14 protein-coding genes and 1 pseudogene are annotated in these 20,454 nt (G+C 73.4%); 5 read left to right on the forward strand and 10 right to left on the reverse strand.

The window, feature by feature from the left end:
* Positions 1-44: 44 nt before the first annotated feature.
* Positions 45-1,346 (reverse strand): MFS transporter, encoded by a 1,302-nt coding sequence (locus ABD990_RS23530; RefSeq protein ID WP_345382898.1) that lies wholly within the window; start codon positions 1,344-1,346, stop codon positions 45-47.
* A 101-nt stretch (positions 1,347-1,447) separates the two neighbouring features.
* The gene (locus ABD990_RS23535; protein WP_345382899.1) at positions 1,448-2,827 is read right to left on the reverse strand and encodes an NAD(P)-binding domain-containing protein; all 1,380 of its coding nucleotides are present in this window, start codon (positions 2,825-2,827) and stop codon (positions 1,448-1,450) included.
* 175 nt (positions 2,828-3,002) lie between these two features.
* Between ABD990_RS23535 and ABD990_RS23540 the strand changes: the two genes are divergently transcribed.
* Entirely contained in the window at positions 3,003-3,863 is an 861-nt protein-coding gene (locus ABD990_RS23540; protein WP_345382947.1) for a helix-turn-helix domain-containing GNAT family N-acetyltransferase, read from the forward strand.
* A gap of 69 nt (positions 3,864-3,932) precedes the next feature.
* Positions 3,933-4,043, forward strand: a pseudogene (locus ABD990_RS23545) (FAD-dependent oxidoreductase); the annotation flags it as partial.
* 55 nt (positions 4,044-4,098) lie between these two features.
* Here the strand turns inward: ABD990_RS23545 and ABD990_RS23550 are convergent.
* The 5 genes from ABD990_RS23550 to ABD990_RS23570 all read right to left on the reverse strand — a co-directional run bounded on the left by ABD990_RS23550 (position 4,099) and on the right by ABD990_RS23570 (position 10,738).
* A complete protein-coding gene (locus tag ABD990_RS23550) occupies positions 4,099-4,650 on the reverse strand; it encodes a DinB family protein (protein WP_345382900.1) in 552 nt (183 codons plus the stop codon).
* Between the two features lie 216 nt (positions 4,651-4,866).
* Positions 4,867-5,070 carry a cold-shock protein gene (locus tag ABD990_RS23555; protein WP_345382901.1) on the reverse strand — a complete coding sequence of 68 codons (204 nt, stop codon included), beginning with the start codon at positions 5,068-5,070 and terminating at the stop codon, positions 4,867-4,869.
* A gap of 504 nt (positions 5,071-5,574) precedes the next feature.
* Positions 5,575-6,297 carry a hypothetical protein gene (locus tag ABD990_RS23560; RefSeq protein WP_345382902.1) on the reverse strand — a complete coding sequence of 241 codons (723 nt, stop codon included), beginning with the start codon at positions 6,295-6,297 and terminating at the stop codon, positions 5,575-5,577.
* A 472-nt stretch (positions 6,298-6,769) separates the two neighbouring features.
* Positions 6,770-7,207 (reverse strand): SRPBCC family protein, encoded by a 438-nt coding sequence (locus tag ABD990_RS23565; RefSeq protein ID WP_345382903.1) that lies wholly within the window; start codon positions 7,205-7,207, stop codon positions 6,770-6,772.
* Positions 7,208-7,210: 3 nt separating this feature from the next.
* Positions 7,211-10,738 (reverse strand): ATP-binding protein, encoded by a 3,528-nt coding sequence (locus ABD990_RS23570; RefSeq protein WP_345382904.1) that lies wholly within the window; start codon positions 10,736-10,738, stop codon positions 7,211-7,213.
* Between the two features lie 63 nt (positions 10,739-10,801).
* Between ABD990_RS23570 and ABD990_RS23575 the strand changes: the two genes are divergently transcribed.
* Together ABD990_RS23575 and ABD990_RS23580 are read left to right on the forward strand one after the other, a co-directional pair.
* Entirely contained in the window at positions 10,802-11,860 is a 1,059-nt protein-coding gene (locus tag ABD990_RS23575) for a class I SAM-dependent methyltransferase (RefSeq protein WP_345382905.1), read from the forward strand.
* A 104-nt stretch (positions 11,861-11,964) separates the two neighbouring features.
* Positions 11,965-12,243: a hypothetical protein gene (locus ABD990_RS23580; protein WP_345382906.1), complete on the forward strand. Its 279-nt coding sequence runs from the start codon at positions 11,965-11,967 to the stop codon at positions 12,241-12,243.
* Between the two features lie 91 nt (positions 12,244-12,334).
* Here ABD990_RS23580 and ABD990_RS23585 read toward each other — a convergent pair whose 3' ends face one another.
* Together ABD990_RS23585 and ABD990_RS23590 are read right to left on the reverse strand one after the other, a co-directional pair.
* Entirely contained in the window at positions 12,335-12,991 is a 657-nt protein-coding gene (locus ABD990_RS23585) for an HAD family hydrolase (protein WP_345382907.1), read from the reverse strand.
* On the reverse strand, positions 12,984-13,832 hold the full coding sequence (locus tag ABD990_RS23590; RefSeq protein ID WP_345382908.1) for a phosphoribosyltransferase family protein: 849 nt from the start codon (positions 13,830-13,832) through the stop codon (positions 12,984-12,986). The genes ABD990_RS23585 and ABD990_RS23590 overlap by 8 nt, the downstream gene beginning before the upstream one ends.
* Positions 13,833-14,461: 629 nt before the next feature.
* On the opposite strand from ABD990_RS23590, the gene ABD990_RS23595 reads away from it, so the two are divergent.
* Entirely contained in the window at positions 14,462-19,024 is a 4,563-nt protein-coding gene (locus ABD990_RS23595; protein ID WP_345382909.1) for an HAD-IC family P-type ATPase, read from the forward strand.
* Between the two features lie 52 nt (positions 19,025-19,076).
* Here ABD990_RS23595 and ABD990_RS23600 read toward each other — a convergent pair whose 3' ends face one another.
* Positions 19,077-20,015 carry a cyclase family protein gene (locus tag ABD990_RS23600; RefSeq protein ID WP_345382910.1) on the reverse strand — a complete coding sequence of 313 codons (939 nt, stop codon included), beginning with the start codon at positions 20,013-20,015 and terminating at the stop codon, positions 19,077-19,079.
* Positions 20,016-20,454 lie beyond the last annotated feature (439 nt).

Consider the following 20,454-nt stretch of genomic DNA (forward strand, 5'->3'; position numbering starts at 1 on the left):
GGGTGTGGTGGTGTTCTGGAACATGGCTGCACCTCCTGGTCGGATCAGCGTTGATCCACCTCGTCCGGGCCGGCCGCAGAGTGCGGCCTCGTGGACGAGACGTCGAGGTGTCGGGGCACGGATGGGTCGGAGCCCCTGCGGCGGGGGACGGTGCCGACGGCGAGAAGCGCGGCCAGGCCGGCGATCCCGGCGAGCAGGACGAACACGCCGGGGTAGCCGCCGAGGGCGACGGCGATCGCGGCACCCGCCCAGGGGGCGAGGGCGGTGGCGATCATCGAGGGGGCTGAAACCAGCCCGTTGAGCCGGCCGTAGTGGGCGGCGCCCCAGCGGTCGCTGACCGCGGTGGCCTGTAGCAGGGTGAACACCCCGCGGGCGGCGCCGGCGAGCATCGCCGCGGCGATGAGCAGCACCTCGGGGCCGGGCAGCAGCCCGAGCAGCAGGGTCGCCGCGGCGGACAGGGCGAGGATGACCACGGCCCGGGCCCGCACCGACAGCGCGGTGGTGAGCCGGCCGTAGCCGAGTCGGCCGAGGACCTGGCCGAGCCCGCCGAGCCCGAGCGCCCAGGCGGCGTCGGAGGTCGACAGGCCGCGCTCGATCAGCAGCGGGACCTGGTTGACCACGACCGCGAACGCGGCGAACGTGCCCAGCGCGATCGCCGGCACCAGCAGCAGGAATGCCCGGCTGCGCACCACGTCGCGCGGGGCGTGCTCGGTGCCGTGGTGCTCGGTGTGGTCGGGGGCGGGCCACGGGCCGCGCAGCCCGAACAGGTGCGCGGGGATCGTGATCGCGGCGAGGATGACCGCGAGGGCGAGGTAGGTGTGCCGCCAGCCCAGGCCGCCGAGCAGGGCCGCGGTCAGCGGCGCGAAGATCGTGCTGGCCAGCCCGGCGAGCAGGGTCAGGGCGGTGAGCGCCCGGACTCGCCGGGGTCCCCACCAGCGGGTCAGCGCGGCGAACGCGGGCGGGTAGAGGGTGCCGGCCATCGCGACCCCGGCCAGCACCCAGGCGGCGAAGAACAACGGCAGGTTCGGCGCCAGCGCGATCCCCACCACCGCGGGCACGCCCAGGATCGAGCCGACGGTCATGAGCGGGCGAGGCCCGATCCGGTCCAGCCAGCGCCCGGCCGGGATCCCGACCAGCGCCGAGACGACCAGCCCGGTGGAGAACCCGGCGGTGATCGTGGAGACCGACCAGCCGGTGTCGGCGGAGATGGACGGGGCCAGCACGGGGAAGGCGTAGTAGAGCACGCCCCAGCTGACGATCTCGGTCACGCACAGCACGACCAGCACCCGGCGCAGCCCGCCCGTGCTCAACGAGGTGGGTGCGGTGGTGGTCTCCTCGGTCGGCATCGCGGTGGCCTTTCGGCAGGCCCGGCGCGGCCAGATCGCCCGCTGACTGGCGAGGGATGACGGGCGAGGTGTGGCTGTGGCCGCGCCGGGACGGACAGCGGTCAGTCGTTCAGGGTGACCTGGGTCGGGCTGATCGTCACCCCGACCGGCTCGGCCGGCCCGCAGCACCCGCCCTCCGAGGCCGCGGTGGCGGTCGTCGCGGTGGCGGTCGCGGTGGCGGCCCCGGGGTCGTCGAACAGCCCCGCCCCGCCGCACACCCCGGTCTCGGGCAGGACGAGCTCGACCCGCTCGGCGGCCTCGTGGTCGCCGGCGATCGCGGCGGCGACGGAGCGGACCTGCTCGTAGCCGGTCATCGCCAGGAACGTCGGGGCGCGGCCGTAGGACTTCATCCCGACCAGGAACACCCCGGGCTCGGGTTGGGCGAGCTCGCGGGCGCCGTGCGGGTAGACGGTGCCGCAGGAGTGCACGTTCGGGTCGATCAACGGGGCAAGCGCGCGGGCGGCCTGCAGCGTCGGGTCCAGGTCCAGGCGGACCTCGGACAGCCAGGACAGGTCCGGCCGGAACCCGGTCAGCACCACGACCTCGTCGACGGGGGCGAGCCGGCGCCCGTCGAGGGACTCGAGCACCAGCCCGGCGTCGGTCTGCTCGACCGCGGTGGTGCGGAACCCGGTCACGGTGGTGATGTGCCCGGCCTCGACCGCCGTGGCGGCGCGCCGGCCGAGGGCTCCGCGGGCGGGCAGCTGGTCGGCGTCACCGCCGCCGAAGGTGTTCCCGACCTCGCCGCGGCGCAGCAGCCAGTCCACGTGGGTGCCCGGCACGGCCTCGGCCAGCTCGGCGAAGGCGACCAGCGCGGTCAGCGCGGAGTGCCCGCTGCCGGCCACCGCGACCCGCTTGCCGGCGTAGCGGGCCCGCACGTCCGGGTCGGCCAGGTCCGGCACCTGGTAGGCGATCCGGGCGGCCGCGGCACGCTCCCCGAGCGCCGGGAGCCCGTCCGCGCCCAGCGGGTTCGGCGACGCCCAGGTCCCGGACGCGTCCACCACCGCGCGGGCGAGGATCCGCTCTTCTCCCGCCGTGGTCTGCACGTGCACGGACAGCGGCTCGGACTCACGCCCGGCGTCGACCACCCGGTCCCGCCCGCGCCGGGCCACCCCGACCACCCGGGCGCCGAACCGCACCCGCTCCCCGAGGACCTCGGCCAGCGGCTGCAGATACTGCTGCGCCCACTCCTGCCCGGTCGGATAACTGTCCGGGTTCGGGTGCGTCCAGCCGGTTGGCGCGAGCAGCTTCTCCGCCACCGGGTCGACCACTTCACCCCAGCGGGAGAACAGCCGCACGCTGTGCCACTCCCGCACATGCGCCCCGGCCTGTTCCCCGGCCTCCAGGACCAGCGGCTCCAGTCCCCGGTCGAGCAGATGCGCGGCGGCCGCGAGCCCGACCGGCCCGGCCCCCACTACCACTACCGGCAGCGTGTTCTCGCTCATCACGACCTCCCACAGCAGCTCCAGCGTCGTCCCTCGACGGCTGTTTCATCGACGGCTGTCGATGCGTCGGCCAGGACTGTATCGACGACGCTCGATTGACGCAACCATCGATGTGGGTCGATAATCTGGTGCCATGAGTGCGAGCGTGTCCTCCACGGCCCCGGCGACCCCGGGCATGGTGCTGCCGCTGTCGGACGTCTCGAACCCGGCCGCGACGCAGCTGTCTCCACACGACGCGGCGACCTATGCCGACTGGTTCGCCTGCCTCGCCGAGCCGACCCGGGTGCGGCTGCTGCACGCGATCGCCGTGGCCGGGCGGGAGGTCACGGTGGGGGAGCTGACCGAGCAGCTCGGGATCTCCCAGTCCACCTGCTCCCACCACCTGCGCAAGCTCGCCGACGTCGGATTCGTGGCCCTGCGCAAGGAGAAGACCGCCACCCTGGTCTCGGTCAACCCGGCCTGCTGCACGGGCCTGCCGCACGCCGCGGACGCGGTGATGGGCATGCTCGGACCGCGCCCGTGCTGCCCCACCGACCTCCCCGTCGACGTCACCGTCCGCCCGATGCAGGCCGGGGACTGGTCCGCGGTACGGCGCATCTACGCCGAGGGCATCGCCACCGGCGACGCCACCTTCGAGACCGAGGTCCCCGAGCGGCGCGAGCTCGACCGCAGGTGGCTGCCCGAGCACCGCTGGGTCGCCGAACTCGACGGCCAGGTCGTCGGCTGGACCGCCCTCGCTCCGGTCTCCGCCCGCCCGGTCTACGCCGGGGTCGCCGAGAGCTCGATCTACGTCGCCGAGGGCATGCGCGGGCGCGGCGTCGGCACGGCGCTGATCCACAAGCAGGTCACCGCCGCCGACGCCGCCGGGCTGTGGACCCTGCAGACCGCGATCTTCCCCGAGAACCGTGCCTCGATCGCCCTGCATCAGTCCGCCGGTTACCGCACCCTCGGCCTACGCGAACGCATCGGCCGACACCACGGCGTGTGGCGCGACACCGTCTTCCTCGAGCGCCGCCGCGCCACCGACCCCGCCTGACCAACCACTGCCGCAACCGAGCCCGCCGCCGCCAGGCCGCCGGGCCGCTGACCCCTGCCCGCCGCACCCACACATCCCGGGCTCGGTTACGTCGGTCTCGAGTGGCAGCGCAGCCTCGCCTCCGCGACCCTGCGCGGGGTCGGGCGCGACGCGAGCTATGTCGTCACCGCTCTACTGCGCGACCGGGGTCCTGCGCGCCGCCCGATGCTGCGAGCGGCAGCCGACCCCGACCGCCTCACGATCCTGACTCTGGCCCCTGTTCGGGAGCAGAGGCCACACCAAGCGTGAGCTGGCGCCGGTGGAAGTCGAAGTGCTGGGTGGGGAAGTGGTAGACCTCGGCGAGGGTCATGAAGTCGTGGAAGAACGGGTCCCAGCGCGTCGGGTAGTGCATTCCACGAGCGAGGTCCCTCTCCGACTCGACGTCGAGCCGTCGGTGCAGTGCCGCCACGGTCCGATCGAGCAGGCGACACATTCGAGCTGGCGTCAGCGCCTGACCACCCGCCCACGAGCCCACGTAGTTGATCTGGTCGAACAGCGGGGTCGCGGCGTTCAGCACGGCTGCGAATCGGCGACTTGCGCTGCGAGGGAGCCGGCTGAACAGCCGGACCAGATTGCCGAGCGCTCGGATGATCAGGTAGCCGAGCACCATGTGGAACAGCAGTTGCCGGTTCGTCCACCGCGTGCCTGACGAACGTCGACGAAGCTCCGCGTGTCCCGCGCCGGCTGCCAGCCGGACGAAGGTGAGCCGCGCTGCCTCCATCTCGTCGTGCAGGGTCTGCCGCTCCACACCCCGAACATGCGCGCCAACGCCGTTGCCGGCCAGGGGCGAACGATCCGTGGCCAACCGTGAGCAGGTTTGCTGCACGCTCCGATGCGCAGCGGACAGCTCCGGCCGACTGGGACGCCACACCAGAAGGCTCCTGCCAGGGGCTGTGGAGACGACGAGAGCCCGCCTCCCAGACGGGACGCGGGCTCCTGCCGAAGACGGGGACGTGCTCGTGCGTCAGAGCACGCGCACGCCGGTGGCCTGGGGGCCCTTCTGACCCTGGCCGACCTCGAACTCCACGCGTGCACCCTCGTCGAGGCTGCGGAAGCCGCTGGCCTCGATCGCAGAGTAGTGGACGAAGACGTCGGCTCCCCCGCCGTCCTGCTGGATGAAGCCGAAGCCCTTCTCGCCGTTGAACCACTTCACGGTTCCCTGTGCCATGTGCTGCTCCTCGCAGGTCCTGGGTCCTTCCGCACGGTGCGGGGGCCCGGCCGACCCTGGTGAACGGGGTCGACGACGTCCTCGTGACGTCGTCCCACCGATCCACCGCTTGTTCTCGCGAGCGTGCAGGACACGAACCTCGAAAACCGAACGACCTCTCTGCTCAACGGCGCACCCGGCCCGTGTGTTCCCGATCCGTCCGATCTGCTCCGGAACTCGCCGACGGGGCCACGGACGCAGTCGACTGTCGCGAGCTGCTCGACATGCTCGGTCTCGGCGCTGGTGACGGCCGGGCGCGCTGACCCGGTCACCACGCTTCGCGGGGAGGACCGCACCGTCGGGTGGTGCGCGTAGTGTCAGGTGAACAGCCTTTCGAGGCGTGTCGCCCCGTCGCCCGATGAGTACGTCGCAGCTGGGGCGCGCGGAGCCGGGTATGGCGAGGCGGTAGCGGCGGCGCTGACGCGAGCCTGAGCGTCTGCGGACGCGAGTGGCGCTCGCGCCGGCTCATCCGGTCTGGTCGTCGCGTCGTTTCGGGCTTGACGGCGGATCCGGTAGGCGCGTGAGAAGGCGTTTGCTCTTCACGACGCGTTCGCGGGTCTCTGCCAGCAGACGTTCGACGGCCTCGGCGGCTTGCGCGGCACCCGCCCGGCTGGCGTGCAGGTCGCGTTGGGTAAGCCCGAGTTTCGTGCGGTAGTCGACCTGCTCACGGTCGATGGCCGCCTCCTCGCGGTCCGCGCCCGACCGGTCCCGGTCTGCCGCCGAGGCCCGCCGGTCCTCTGCCGCCGCCTGTCGATCGCGAGCGGACCTGCGTCGGTCCCCGGCCGCCGCACCCTGGACCGCCGCCTCCCGGTTGACCACGGCGACGACCTCGTCCAACAGCGCTTCCAGCGCTGCCCGGTCCTCGACGCTGTTCATCGCGTCGTCGCTCGTCGTCGGGAAGCCCGAGTGCGGCTCTTGCGGCGCCCGTCCAGGCGGAGCCGCGTCGAGCCGGTCGAGTCGATCGAGAATCTCCCCGCGGAGCAGCCGTAGCCGCTCGACCAGGTCGTGCAGCCGGAAGGCGGTCTCGGAGTCCCGCCTCCGGGCGTTCCGATCACGGGCCCCGGCTTCAACGTCGCGGGTCAGCGAGGCTGTGTCCCGCTGCTCGGCGGCCTCGTCGCGAGCCGTCGCCGCGGCGTCGCGCCGGTCCGCCGCCCGTCGCGGATCCCGCAGCTCGTCCGCTCCGCCCATGGTGACAGCTCCTCTCCGACGACTTCGGAGAACCAGGCTCGACCACGGTAACCCGACGATGACGCTGGCGGTGCGTGGAGGCCTGGGCGACCGTCGTCGTCTCTCTGTTCTCGCGCTCAGGAACCCCTGCTGAACCCGCCATTGCTCACCTGCGCGGCCCGAGCAGGGTCGTTCACCGACGGGCACTGGCCGCAGACCAGCCGGGTCGCTCCGTGCTGATCGGCATAGTTGACGGGTCCGTAGTCGGAGGCCAGCCAGTTGTCGCACGTCCCGCAGAGGATGACCGTCATAGGCCGTGGCCCACGGGGGACCCCGTCAGGACGACCTCGGGCTGCGCGTCGGGGTGCACGAGCGGAGCCCGGGACAGTGACTTGCAGTAGCTGAACGGCCTGGGGCTGGACCAAGGCCCAGCCGGTACGAGCGGGACCTCATTCCCTGCTGCTGCCCGCCAGCTGGTGGGACATGCGATCACCTATGTGGTGACGTTGTCCATGTCGTCGTTGCAGCGGGTCGCCCGTTCCGCCGCGTGTTCGGCAGCGGCGACGAGGCGTGGCAATGACGCGGCGATCTCGGCCCGCCGAGCATGCACCCGTTCGTCCTCGTCGCTCGCCACATCCACGTGCACGCTGACGCTGCAGCCGTCCGGAAGTGGCTCCAGGGTCCAGATGTACACGTCGTCCGTGATCATGCAGCCGAATCTCATCTGTTCACCATCGAGTCCGGCGGTCACCCGAACCGGAATGGCCACTCCGGGCATCAGCGCCTCTGCGTAGAGGATCGCTCCGTCTGAGGTCGCCTCGACGCCGGTGATACCCGCCCACCACTCGGTGAAGCGCAGCGGGTCGTGCAGCAGTTTCCACACCTCGACCGCTGGTGCGCGGCATTGCCTGCGCTCCTCGATGATCTGCACTGCTCACACCTCCATCTCCGCGACTCGCTGCAAGCTGTCGCGATAACCGTCGTAGGCGAGTCGAGCGGCGAGCGCGGATGCCTCGTCGACGGCGGCACGTGCCTCCCCAGATCGTCCGCGCTCGACGAGGACTCGGGCCCGGTCGGCGAGGACACGGCCCAGTTCGACGCCCGGCTCGACGGGGACCTCGAGCCTCGAGGGGCCGAGCGCGACGAGGCTGGTCGCGAACGGGTCGTCGGGTGCGGCCGCGGTGAACAGACGCCGCCAACCCCTTTCCGCCGAGGACAGTCGGTGCAGTGCCAGGCCGAGCCGACCCCGTGCGGCCGCGACGAGCCCTTCGAGGCGCTCGAGCTGGGGGACGAGGGTCTCGGGGAGATCCGCTGGGCTGACTGGCTCGAGCGGGACCCGGGCGAGCTCGGCGTCCGCCCCGTCCGGGTCGCCCGTATGCAGGCGAGCCTCCGCGAGGCGGAGTCGGGCGAGCGCGCGGGGGAACCGGCTCGGGGTGGTCCGCAGCGCTGCGGAGAGTCGCTCCACCGCCTCGTCGTGGTGTCCGGCAGCCAGCGCGACGCAGCCCATGTCGTACTGGCCGGTGGCCTCGTGAGTCGCGTCGCCGAGGCCTTTCAGGAGGGTGACCTCCTCGCGGGCCGCCCGGCCGGCCTCCGCGTGGCGCCCCGCCCGAGACAGCACGAAGGCGCGAATCGCTAGTCCCGTGGCGGCCAGCGTCGTGCTCCGCCGACCGCGCACTGCCCGGCCGGCGAGCTCGAGGGAACGAGACGCGGACCCGCGTGCCGCGGCGGCGACGGCGGCTTGGATCAGTGCGGTATCGGCGAGGTCGGCGCGTCCGGTGGTGCTCGCGAGCTGCGCGGCTTTCTCGCTCTCGCGCTCGGCCTCGGCGTATCGGCGGGAGCGCAGCAGCGCCATGCCGCGGGCGAGGACGAGCTCCGCGCGCAGCGTGGGGTCGGTGGCGACCTCGGGCAGCGTCTCCGCGGTCGCGATCAGCTGCTGGCCGCGCGTCACGTCGCCGCTCGCGGACTCCACCCAGGCCGTGCCGGCGAGGGCGAGCGCCCGTAGTTCCGGCAGATCGAGTTCGCCGGTCTCGATCAGATCGAGGGCACGGGTGTAGGCCGCGCGCGCGTCGCGGGGGTAGCAGAGGGTGGTCCGCAGGCACCGCCCCCGGCTCACGTACGCGCCGACGAGCGCTGCCGGCTCGCGGGACCCGTCGAGCTCGGACACCGCCCGGTCGAACGCGGCGTCGTGCTCGTCGCGGCTGCCACGCCATGCCTCCGTCTCGGCGAGCGCCAGCCACAACTCGGCGGCCGAGGCCGGTGCCTCCGGGGCGATCGACACGGCCTCGCGGAGGAAGCCGGCGGCCTCGTCGAGAGCGCCCAGCGCACGCGCCTGCGTGGCGGCGGCGACGAGGTAGCTGCGGGCCTCGTCCGGGCGCTCGGCGAGGACGAGGTGACGGGCGACCTCCGCGACGGCCCGCATCGGCCGGGCCTGGAGGACGTCGGCAAGCCGGCCGTGGAGCCACACCCGCCGGGCGGGCGTCAGCTCGGCGTAGCAGGCATCGCGGATCAACGTGTGGGTGAAGCGAACACGGCCGTCACTGGCGTCCAGCAGATCCTCCCGACAGGCGGCGTCCAACGCCACGGCGAGATGCTCGGCGCCCACGAGGGCGCCCGCCGCCCCGGGCTCCAGGGGCCGTCCGGCCGCGGCGGCGATGTCGACCAGCAGCCGTGCCGATCCGGGAAGCCTGGTCAGCGGCGCCCGCACCCAAGCGCGCAACCCGGAAGCCGGGTCGTGTCCGGCCGCCGCGGCCCGAGCCGCCTCGTGTGCGAGCAGCGGATTGCCCTCGGCGGCGGTGACGACTCGCCGCCGAACCTCGACGGGCAGCGCCGGTGCGGCGGCGTCGACGACGAGCGCCGTCTCCGCCGAGCGGAGCGGGACGAGTGCGAGGTCGACGGTGAGTGCCGCACCCCGGGCGAGCGCGTCGAGCGCGAGAGTGAGGTGCTGACCGGTCGTGGCGGGTCGGCGTGTGATGACGAGCAGTGCGCGACGGCGGGCCAGCCGTCGACCCACGTAGGCGAGCAGCGCGGTGCTCGCCCGGTCGGCGAGGTGGAGATCGTCGAGGACGACGAGCAGAGGCCGGTCCCGTGCGCACCAGGTGAACGCCTCTGCGACCGACTCGAACAGCCAGGTCCGCTCCTGCTCCGGATCGGGCGCCGAGGGCGATGCGGGTCGGCCCCACTGCCGTTCGACGGCGCGACAGAGGCGTGCCAGGTCGGACGGCCAGGCGGCGTCGGGCGGAGGGACCGGGGCGTGTGCGATCAGCTCGTGTAGCGCCTCGGACCACAGGGCGAACGGCGGTGCTCCGGCCAGCTCGTACGCCGCCCCTGCTCCGACCCGCGCCCCGTCGGCAACCGCACGCGTGGCGAGTTCGGTGGCCAGTCGGGTCTTTCCCAGCCCAGCAGCACCGCTGATGAGCACGACACCTCCCCTGCCTCGGCGTGCCTCGTCCCAGGAGGCGACGAGCGTGTCGAGCTCCTGATCCCGGCCGGCGAGCGGGAGCCCTGCCCGTGGTGGCCGCACGGACAGCGCCGCATGGGCGCCGGGATCGGGGGGTGGCGGGAACCCGGCCGCAGCGGTCTGACGCAGGGCGCCAGCTGTCACTCGCCTGCGCGGGTGAGGCTGCTCCATCGCCAGGCCGGCACCCTTCCCCGTCGGGGGGCCGACCGGTGGCGCGCCGTCGGCTCGCGCAGCATTCCGAAGCAGACCTGCGAGGTGCTCCGTCTCGGCGGACGGCGGCGTGTCGAGCTCCGCCGCGAGTACGGCGCGGCAGCGTTCGTAAACGGCCAGCGCCTCCGCACGCTCTCCGGACTCGGCGAGCCGCCGCATCAGGGTTCGGTGCACCGACTCCCGCAGCGGCACGTGAACGAGCGCCCGCCGCGTCCAGTGCACGGCCGCCCCCAGCTCGGCTCGTTGCTCCTTGGCGTCGGCCAGCCGGAGCGCCACTCCGGCGAGCTGCTCCCGGTAGTCGTCGCGAGCGTCGAGCACCCAGTCGTCCGCGAGGTCGGCGAGCAGGGGTTCTCGGGCGAGGACGTAGGCCTCCTCGAGCTCGGCCGGGTTGTCGCTGCGGCCGAGCCGGTCGAAGGCCTCGGCATCCACCGTTCGGGGCAGGTGACCAGTGATGCCGACGCCTGTTCGGTCAGCCTCGAGGTAGTTCGACCCGCCGGCCGCCTCCAACGCGGCGCGAACGACCCAGAGCGCGCTGCGCAGCGAGGCACGTGCGCTGGTGTCCAGCACATCCGGCCAGAACTGGGCAGCCACTCGTCCGCGGGCGTGTGGGCCGGGGTGGAGGAGCAGCCACGCGAGCAGCGCGCGCGGCTTCAGCCCGGCGATCCGGGGCACCGGGTGGCCGTCGACCTCGACCGTCAGGGGCCCGAACAGGCCGGCCCGGAGCATGCACGACATCGTCCTCGCACACTTTGCGGCTGGGAACCCGCCTTGACGCTCGCTTGACGCTCCGCGCACGGGCCGTCCCTACCGTCTCTCGGGCCGGTTGGCGCACTGTCGCCCCACGCCGAGGAGATGACGATGGAACGGACGATCGACGGAGCGCGGCTCGAGGAGTTCCTGGGTCTCGTGGTCCAGGAGGTCGGGGCGGCGTACAACGCCGTCCTCACCGCGATCGGCGACGAGCTCGGGCTCTACGACGCGCTGGCCGCCGGGCCGCTGACCCCGCAGGAGCTGGCCTGCCGGACCGGCACGGCCGAGCGCTACATCAGGGAATGGCTCAGCGCGCAGGCCGCGAGCGGATTCGTCAGGTACGACACGACGGCACAGACCTTCGAGCTGCCGCCCGAGCAGGCGCACGTCCTCGCCGATCGAACGAGCCCCGTCTACCTGCCCGGACTGTTCCAAGCCGCGAAGGCGGTGTTCGCGATCGCGCCGCGCATCGCCGACGGGTTCCGCACCGGGAAGGGCGTCGGCTGGCACGAGCACGGCCGAGGACTGTTCGAGGGAACCGAGCGGTTCTTCCGCGCCGGATACCGGGCAAACCTCGTCCCGGCCTGGATCCCCGCCCTCGACGGCATCGAGGCGAAACTGCGGGCCGGCGCGCAGGTCGCGGACGTCGGCTGCGGGTACGGCGCCTCCACGATCATCATGGCCGCGGCCTACCCGAACTCGACGTTCGTCGGCGTCGACTACCACCCCGCTTCCGTCGAGGCCGCGCGACGACGGGCCGCCGAGGCCCACGTGTCGGACCGGGTCCGCTTCGAGGTCGCCAGCGCGGTCGACTACGCCGGGACGTACGACCTCGTGGCGTGCTTCGACTGCCTGCACGACATGGGCGACCCGGTCGCCGCGGCCCGACACGTGCTCGAGAGCCTCGCGCCGGACGGCGCGTGGATGATCGTCGAACCGCGCGCGGGCGACCGGATCGAGGACAACCTCCATCCCGTCGGCCGCCTCTACTACGCCGCCTCCACCATGATCTGCACTCCCGCAGCGCTCGCGCAGGACGGCGGAACGGCGCTCGGCGCGCAAGCCGGACGTGCACGCCTCGAGGAGGTCATCCGGACGGCCGGGTTCACGGCCGTTCGGGAAGTCGCTGTCACGCCGTTCAATGTGGTCCTCGAGGCCCGACCGTGAGTCGTCCCCAGCAGAACCATCGCGCCGCCGAGCCACCCCCGGCCCCCTCCGCACCGGGCGGGTCGCCTTGCGGGCGAGGACATCATGACGAGGAGTTGAGCACGATGACGATGAAGCTGTTCCTCGCACCACCGGAGATCACCGGCGATGCGAGCGAGCTCCCGTTCCCCGAGAAATCCCGGTATCGTGCGGCGGCTCGGCTAGCCCGACGTCTCTTCCCCGGCCCGATCGGCGAGCTGGCTCACCGGGAGCTGACCGCGTACGCCGACTTCGGGTACCGCTTCAGCACCGATGGATTGATTCCGCGCCTCGCCGCCGTCGTACTGCACGACTCCTCTCGTCCTGGGAACAATGCCGGCCACGGCACCTCAACGAGTTCTTAGCCGCAGCGGCGACTGGCTGCATCTGTACGCAGCGCCGTCCGAGAAACGCCTCACATGACAGCCATGGGTAGCACCGGTCCAGCGGCCCGGATCACCTTCGCCCGTCGAGCAGCGGACCGACGGCATGGTGGACGTCGCCGAACACGTCGTGTCCGGCCGTGCCGGCGGAGCGGAAGTCCGCCGCCGTGGCGATTCCGGTGAGTACGGCCCGGAACGCCATGCCGGCACCCCGGGCACCCTGCCCGTCGGCGGGATCGTCGCTGACGTAGAGCGCCTCCGCGGGGTCGATCCGGTGCCGCTCCATCACAGCGCTGAAGGCGACGCTGTCCGGCTTGCGGGCGGGTTGGTCCGCGGGGGTGGAGATGAACTCCAGGCCGGCAACGGGGACGGCGGCGTCGCGCAGCTTGCGGCCGGCCTCCTCCGTCGAGCTGTTCGTGATGAGCCCGGTACGCAAGCCCTGGCGCCTGGCCAGCCGGAGGAGGCCGCTCACGTCCCCGATCGGCGCGTAGCGGACCTCGCGCAGATAAATTCGGTTGAATTGGGAGAAGTGGCCGGGGCCGTGCCAGGCCGCCACGCAATCGGGGAAGTGCCGTCGCCCGTAGACGGCGTGGAACTCGCGCTCGGTGGGGACCACAAGGCCGAGTTCCTGCGCCGCTGCGATGCCGGCGCGCCGGCACGCTCCTCGGGTGTCGACCAACGTGTCGTCGAGGTCCAGTAGTAGCCAGCGAAGAGCGGCCGTTTCAGGCATGCGCGGCCTGCTCCAGCGCCGCCCGCAACCGTTTGAGCCCTTCCGTGTAGTGGCGCCGGAATTGCGGGCCGGTGTGCAGCGCCGCCTCGTGGATCGCGTTCAGCTCGGCGTGGGTGAGGCGGCCGAAGAAGGCAGTCAGCTCCCCGTGATCCGGCCAGCCGAGCACGTACTTCAAGGTGCGGATGTTGAGCACGAACCGTTCCGAGCGGTAGACCTCGAGCAGCGACGTGAGGTTGCGGACGAAGGCGTGGTTGACACGGTGTTCCAGATCCGGGCGGCGTGCACCCCATCCGTCGGCGATCTCGAGGACGTAGAGGGCAGTGACCGTACGCGCCCCGGCCGCCATGAGCAGGTCGGTGGCCGTCTCCTCCGCCAGCCCGGTGATGCGGGCGTCGTCGACGAGCAGGACGTGGCGCCCGGCGAAGGCGACGGCGTCCGCGGTGAGGCCGGCCTTCCCCAGCAGTTCGCGGCGGCGGGACACGCCGTGCTCGGCGTAGTTGTCACGGTCCACCCGCGACATGCTCAGCTTTCCGATCTCGGCCGGCGGGTGCCCCGACTCGACCGAGACGGTGTTCAGGACCCGGAGAATCTGGAGCGCCAACTCGTGCGACGCGGTCGGCAGGTACTTGTACGGGGCGGACGCGATGACGATCGGCTCGCCGCGCCCGGCGATTCCCGCGGGCGTGGCAAGGAGGACACTGGCGAGTTGCCGGCCATAGCGCTCGGCCTGCGTGCCGCCGCCGTGCTTGAACCGGCTGTAGCTCAGTTCGTCGAAATCGGCCCCCGTCTCGGTGACCAGCCTGTCGTCGACGGGCTTCACCCGGTGCAGCGACAACCGCATGTCCCACCTCCCACATCCAGCGAATCGCTCACGGTCCGGCTCGGACGCGGCTTCGAATGGGATCACAGGATCGCCCCGACAACGAGTTCCTTCCCTCGCGTGTCCGACACCGAAATGCGGGCATGCCTACGGCTGCCCTGTCGGGGGCGGCCTGCGGACGGCCGAGAAACCGCGCCTTGAACTGGCGCTTTAGGAGGAGTCTTCCCGCTACGCCCCGGAGGTAATCGGACCGGTCGGCCGAGCCCGCGCGACGGGAAGCCTCCGGCCCTCGCTCGTGAGCAACAGGCGCGAGCGACACTGCCCGACGCGGCCCGGCTACTCACCGAAAACGGGGGGTTCGAATTCGTTCAGGCGCACCACTTCTGCAGCCGCCGCGGCCCTGGCGTCGAGCTCGGTGTCGGGCGGGTGTCCGAGCAGCCGTGCGCGGGGACGCGCGGCGGGGCGGAGTGGCGGGGTCGGTCGTCGACGATCGGGCGCGTTATGGGGGGTGCCGGGGGACTTTGTCGGGTCGAGACCAGAGTGTCGGCCGTGTGGGCGGGTAATCGGCCTGTGTGCGTCGTCGCGGGTAAGGAGGGCCGGTGGTGCTGTCCCGCCTCGCTGCTGCCGCTCGCGTGACGGCAGGAGCGGCCTTGACCGCCTCCGCGACCGGGGTCGGGTTGACCGCGGGTCTGGTCGTGGGGTCCGCGGCGGTGGGGGCCAAGGCCACCCGCGCGGTCGCCGGTGCCACCGCCACCGTTGCCGGCGGCTCGTTGGGGCTCGCGCGGAGCGTCGCAGAAGCCGGTGTCAGGCGGGTCGCCACCGAGGTGACGGGGTCCGACCCGTTCACCGACGGGCGATTGGCGCGGGCCGCGGACGCAGCCCGGAGCATGTTCGAGCCGGCGGACGAGCGGCACCACCGCCGTGTCTGGGTCTCCGGGGGTCACGCGCACGTCGAGCTCGCCGAGCCGGCCGTCGAGGGCAGTGCGGAGCGCCGGCGCGCCCTGCGCCGGCAGCTCGAGCGTCTGGAGGGCGTGGAGTGGGCGACGGTGAACGACGTCGCCGGCCGGGTCCTCGTCGCATTCGACCAGCGGCGCGTCGGGGTCGAGGACGTCGTCGCGGCGGTGACCGCGATCGAGCGGGCCCGCGGCGGACGGCAGGTCTTCCCCCGTCACGACGAGCACCCCGCCGATCTCGAACCCCTGCTGGCCGCGCTCGTCATGGCGGCCGTCGACACGGCGGGGATCGGGGTGGCCGTGGCCGGGAAGTTGCTCCCGATTCCCGCGTTGCCCCGGCACGCAACGCTCGCGCTCGCCCTGCTCGACTCGCAGGGCTGGATCACCGAGCGACTGTCCCGGCGCATCGGTCGGATCGGCACCGACCTGGTGTTCAGTGGCACGAGCGCGCTGCTGCACGCCCTGACACAGAGCCCCGCCATTCCCGCGCTGAACGCGGTTGCCGCCGTCGAGCGCGCGCTCGAGGTCTACGCGCGCCGGCAGGTCTGGCGCCTGCGGGAGCCGGAGTTGTGCCGCCGCGACGAGGCGGAGGGGCCGGGCGAGCCGCTCGCGCCACCGGGGGAGCGACCGGTTCCGCTGCCGCCGGGGCCGATCGAGTCCTACCGGTCCCGGCTGAACCCCGCCTCGCTGCCGGCGGCCCTGGGCCTGCTCGGGCTGACCCGCGAACCCGGACGCTCGGCGGACCTGCTCAAGGCCCTGACGCCCCGGACGGCGACCATGGGCCGGGAGGCGTTCGCCACCCTGCTCGACCTGCTGATGTGTCGGCGCGGGGTGCTGCCCATGGACGGCTCCGCGTATCGGAGGCTGGACCGCGTGGACACCGTCGTCCTGGACTCGGACGCGCTGTGCACCGGTCCGCCGGTCGTGCTCCAGGCCACCGCCGAGGCCGACGACTGGGACGAGCGGGCGATCTGGGCGACGGCGGCGCGCCTGCTCGCCGACCCCGACGGGAAGGCCGGTGCGTGGCTGGGCCCGCCCGAGGAGTCACCGGACCGGCCCGGTGGAGTGGTCCGGTCAATGCTCGACGGCGACCTGCGGGTCGGGACGGTGACCGTCGCGGCGGAGCTCGACCGCCACGCCGAGGCGCTGCTCAAGGCGGTGGCCGCGGCCGGTCACCGGTTGGTGCTCACCGAGCACGCCGGGACGCGCGAGCTCGCCGGCCTCGCGGACGAGATCGCGCCCGCGGGCGAACCGCTGGCCCAGACCGTGCGACGGCTCCAGGAGCAGGGGCGCGGCGTGCTCGTCGTGTCCGCGGTGGACGGTACCGCGCTGCAGGCGGCGGACGTCGCCGTCGCCCCGGTCCGCCCCGGGTGCGCTCCCGCGTGGGGTGCGGACCTGGTGACCGGGCCCGGGCTGGCCGACGCCTGCCGGGTCGTCGCCGCGACCCGCCGGGCCCGGGAGGTGAGCGCGCAGGCCGTCGGCGGCGCGGTCATCGGCAACGTGCTCGGAACCCTGCTCGCCGCCGTCGGCGACCCGCGGCGCGGGCAGCGGAAGGCGACGACACCCGGCAAGACGGCGACCGGGGTGATGATGGTGCGGGGGGCGTGGGCCGCGCTGCGGCTCGACGCCGAGCCGGCGCCCCCGCCGACCGTGCAGACACCCTGGCACGCCCTCGAGCCCGAGCAGGTCCTGCGCCGGCTGGCCGATCAATCCGCGCAGGGCGGCGAGGAGCACCCCCGACGGCCTCGAGCCGAACGGCCCGGGACCCGCCGGCCCGCGCGCTTCGCCCGCACGGTCGTGGCCGAGCTGTCGGACCCGCTCACGCCCGTCCTGGGCACCGGGGCGGTGGCCACCGCCATCCTCGGCGAGGTCACCGACGCTGTGCTCGTCGGCGCGGTCACCGTGGTCAACGCGGTGATCAGCGGCTTCCAGCGGATGCGCGCGGAGACGGCCCTCGAGTCACTGCTGATGCAGCAGGAGGTGGTCGCACATCGCGAGGTCGACGGCGGCCGCGAGGACGTGCCGGCCGACGCCCTGCGTCTCGGGGACGTCCTGCTCGTCGAGGCCGGGGACGTGGTGCCGGCGGACCTCCGCCTGCTCGAGGCCTGCGATCTGGAGGTCGACGAGTCCAGCCTCACCGGCGAGTCGCTCGCAGTCGCGAAGTCGCCCACGGCGACCCCCGGGGCGGACGTCGCCGACCGGACCTGCATGCTCTTCGACGGCACGATCGTGGTGGCCGGCCGCGGGCGGGCGGTGGTCGTGGCGACCGGTGACGCGACCCAGGCGGGTCGGGCCGCCACCGCGGCCGGAACCGCGCCACCCACGGTCGGGGTGCAGGCCCGGCTCGGCGAACTCACCCGCGCGGTCCTGCCGATGACCCTGGCCGGCGGCGCCGTGGTCGCCGGGCTCGGGGTGCTCTGGCGGCGCCCGCTGCGGGAGGCCGTCCGGGCGGGCGTCGCGGTGGCGGTCGCGGCGGTCCCGGAGGGGTTGCCCCTGGTCGCGACCGTGGCACAGCTGGCGGCCGCCCGTCGGCTCTCCCGGCGCGGGACGGTCGTGCGCAGCGCGCGGGTGCTGGAGGCGCTCGGCCGGGTCGACACCGTCTGCTTCGACAAGACCGGAACCCTGACCGAGAACACGTTGCGGGTGGTGCGGCTCGTGCCGGTGGACGGTGCCGATGGGATCGGCGAGGACGAGCTGCTGCAGCTCGCCGCGTCCGCCGTGGGCAACGGGGACGGTCAGGCTCACGAGACGGACCGCGCGGTCCTGGACGCCGCCGCCGAGCGGGGCGTGGCCGCCGCGCAGGAGCCGGACACGAGCCTGCCGTTCGCCACCGGGCGCGCGTTCTCCGCCGCCCTGCGCGACGGGCGGGTCGTCGTGAAGGGCGCCCCCGAGGTCGTGCTGGGGCGCTGCACCGGCGCGGGGGCCGCACGGGAGCGCGCGCACGCACTCGCGGCCGAGGGGCTACGCGTCCTGGCCGTGGCCGACCGGCAGGTCGACGGCTGCCCGGACGACCTCGACGAGACGGCGCGGGAGCTGACGCTGCGCGGGTTCGTCGCCCTCGCCGACACGGTCCGAGGGTCGACGGCCACGGCGGTGGAGCAGCTGCGCGCCGCCGGGGTCCGGGTCGTCGTCGCGACCGGCGACCACCCGGAGACGGCGAGCGCGATCGCGGCACGGGCCGGTGTCCCGGACGCCGACCGCGTCGTGACCGGCGCGCAGCTCGCCCGGGCGTCCGAAGCCGAGCGGACCGCGCTCGTGCGCGAGGCGGCCGTCTTCGCCCGGCTGTCCCCGGAACAGAAGGTGACGTTGGTGTCGGCACTGCGGCGGGCCGGCGCCACTCTCGCGATGACCGGTGACGGGATCAACGACGCCGCCGCGATCCGCCTGGCCGACGTGGGGATCGCGGTGACGGGCACCGAGTCGCCGGCAGCGCGCAGGTCCGCGGACGTGGTGCTCACCGACGCCGACCTGACCCGGCTGGTCGATGCGGTCGCCGAGGGCCGGGCCATGTGGTCGAGGGTGCGCGACGCGGTGTCCGTCCTCGTGGGCGGCAACGCCGGGGAGGTCGCCTTCACCGTCCTCGGCACTGCGTTCGGCGGCCGGTCGCCCCTGGGGACCCGGCAGCTGCTGCTGGTCAACATGCTCACCGACATGTTCCCGGCGTTGGCCATCGCGGTGGCGTCGCCGCGCCGCACCGGCGGCGACGGTGACGGCGGGCCGCTGGCCGCGCACCCGCTCCAGGACGTGCTGCTGGCCGGCCCGCACCGCGGCTTCACGCGATCGGTGCGCCAGATGGTGCTGGTGCGCGGCGCCGCGACCGCGGCCGGGGCCGCGGGCGCGTGGGCGGTGGGCTCGCTCACCGGGTTCCGGGGCAGGGCGAGCACGATGGGGCTGGCCGCGCTGATCGCCAGCCAGCTCGGCCAGACGGCCTGGGCCGGGCGGCGGAGCCCGCTGGTGCTGGCGACGGCCGCCGGTTCCCTGGTCGTGCTCGCGGCGGTCGTGCAGACGCCGGGAGTGAGCCGGTTCTTCGGCTGCACGCCCCTGGACCCCCTGGCCTGGCTGGTCGTCCTGGGCTGGGCCGCGGTCGCCACCGTCGGCGCCGAGCTCGTGCCGCGCCTGGTGAGGCAGTGGCGGGAGCGGGGCGCGCGGCCGGTCGGCGCACCGCTGACGAGTTCGGGCAGCACGAACAGGGAGATCGGCTCCGACGAACCCGCGCGAACAGGTGCGGATCGCCTGACCCGCAGCCCGGCGCGAGGCTGATCGACTCCCGGACGGGGACGGGTGCCGACACCGTCGGGCGCGAGTCCCGCGGTCAGAACGTGGCGATCGGGTTGACCGGGCTGCCGGACGTACCGGCGAAGCGGACCGGCGCGACTGCGAGGTGGAAGTCCCACTGGCCGAGCTCGGCAGCCGTCGTCGCGCACCCCTCCAGGTCGCAGTTGTCGAGCAGCCACAGACCCATCGCCACGAGGCTCACGGCGTGAACCGGCATCAACACGTCGTCGTACCCCGACGGCTGCACGTCCTGGGGGGTGTCGGCGCCGATCAGCGCGACCTCCCGTTCGTGCAGCCACGGCAGGCAGGACGCGTGCCAGCCGGCCTGCGTGAAACCGCCGGCCTCACCAGTCTCGTGCCGGACGCGGCCGTAGCCGGTCCGCAGGAGTACCGCATCACCGGATCGCACCTGCACACCCTGGCGACGCTCGGCCTCCTCGAGATCGTCGGGAAACACACCCTGCCCCGGTTCCAACCACGGCACATCGCGGACCCTCGCGATGTCCAGCAGGACACCACGGGTGATGATCCCGTTCGCCGCCGCCGTGACGGCCGCCCACGCCGATCCCGTCGCGGCGTCGACCAACGAGTGCGACCGCCCGTTGTACATCGTGCCGTCCCAGAAGATGTGGCACGGCGAGTCGAGGTGGGTGAGGGTGTTGCCGTGGAACGTGATGCCGAGCCGCTCGGACGAGAAGCCCCAGCGCCGGTCGTTGCGGAAGCCGGGCGCCGGCATGTTCTCGGCACCCGGCATGTCGGCGGCGCACGGGCACGTCGTCGTCGACCGCTCCATGTCTTCCGGTACGGCGACCTCCCATGCGCACGACACGCTCCGGCCGTGGCGCACGGCCCGCGCCGCCGCCAACCGGACGTCGTCGGTGATGTGGTTCAGAGTGCCGAGCTCGTCGTCGTCGCCCCACCGTCCCCAGTTCGACAGCGCGGTGAAGTACTCGAGCACGTCGTCCTGTGTGGGCATCGGTCGCCCTGCCGTCATCCCGGCATCGACTCCTCCGGTCACGCGGTTCGAGGCACCCAGGCCCGCTGAACCGGCATGACACTAGATCACGGGGCCGGCAGTCCGGGTGGCTTTTCACCTCCGGCAGCAGCGGCTGGATCAGAGCACACTGCTCGTCGCCGGTGTTCGAGGGATACCGGCTGCGTCGTGCCCCCTCGGTAAATGCGCCGTGCAGCTCTCGGTCAGTACTGCAACGGCAAGTCACGGCGTGTCGTGGAACCGGGGAGCATCGACACTGCGGCGGCGACGGTGTCTTGACGGCCGTCAGGGCGGCGAGGACGCTGGGTCGCCTCCTTCACCGGCCGGGCCGAGGGGGGCAGCCGGATGTCCGGGGGCACCACATCCACAACACCTGGTGCGGATCGCCGGGAGGCCGTCCTCGAGCGGCTCTTCCTCGGGG

This window comes from Pseudonocardia yuanmonensis (genome assembly GCF_039542425.1).
Lineage (GTDB): Bacteria > Actinomycetota > Actinomycetes > Mycobacteriales > Pseudonocardiaceae > Pseudonocardia > Pseudonocardia yuanmonensis.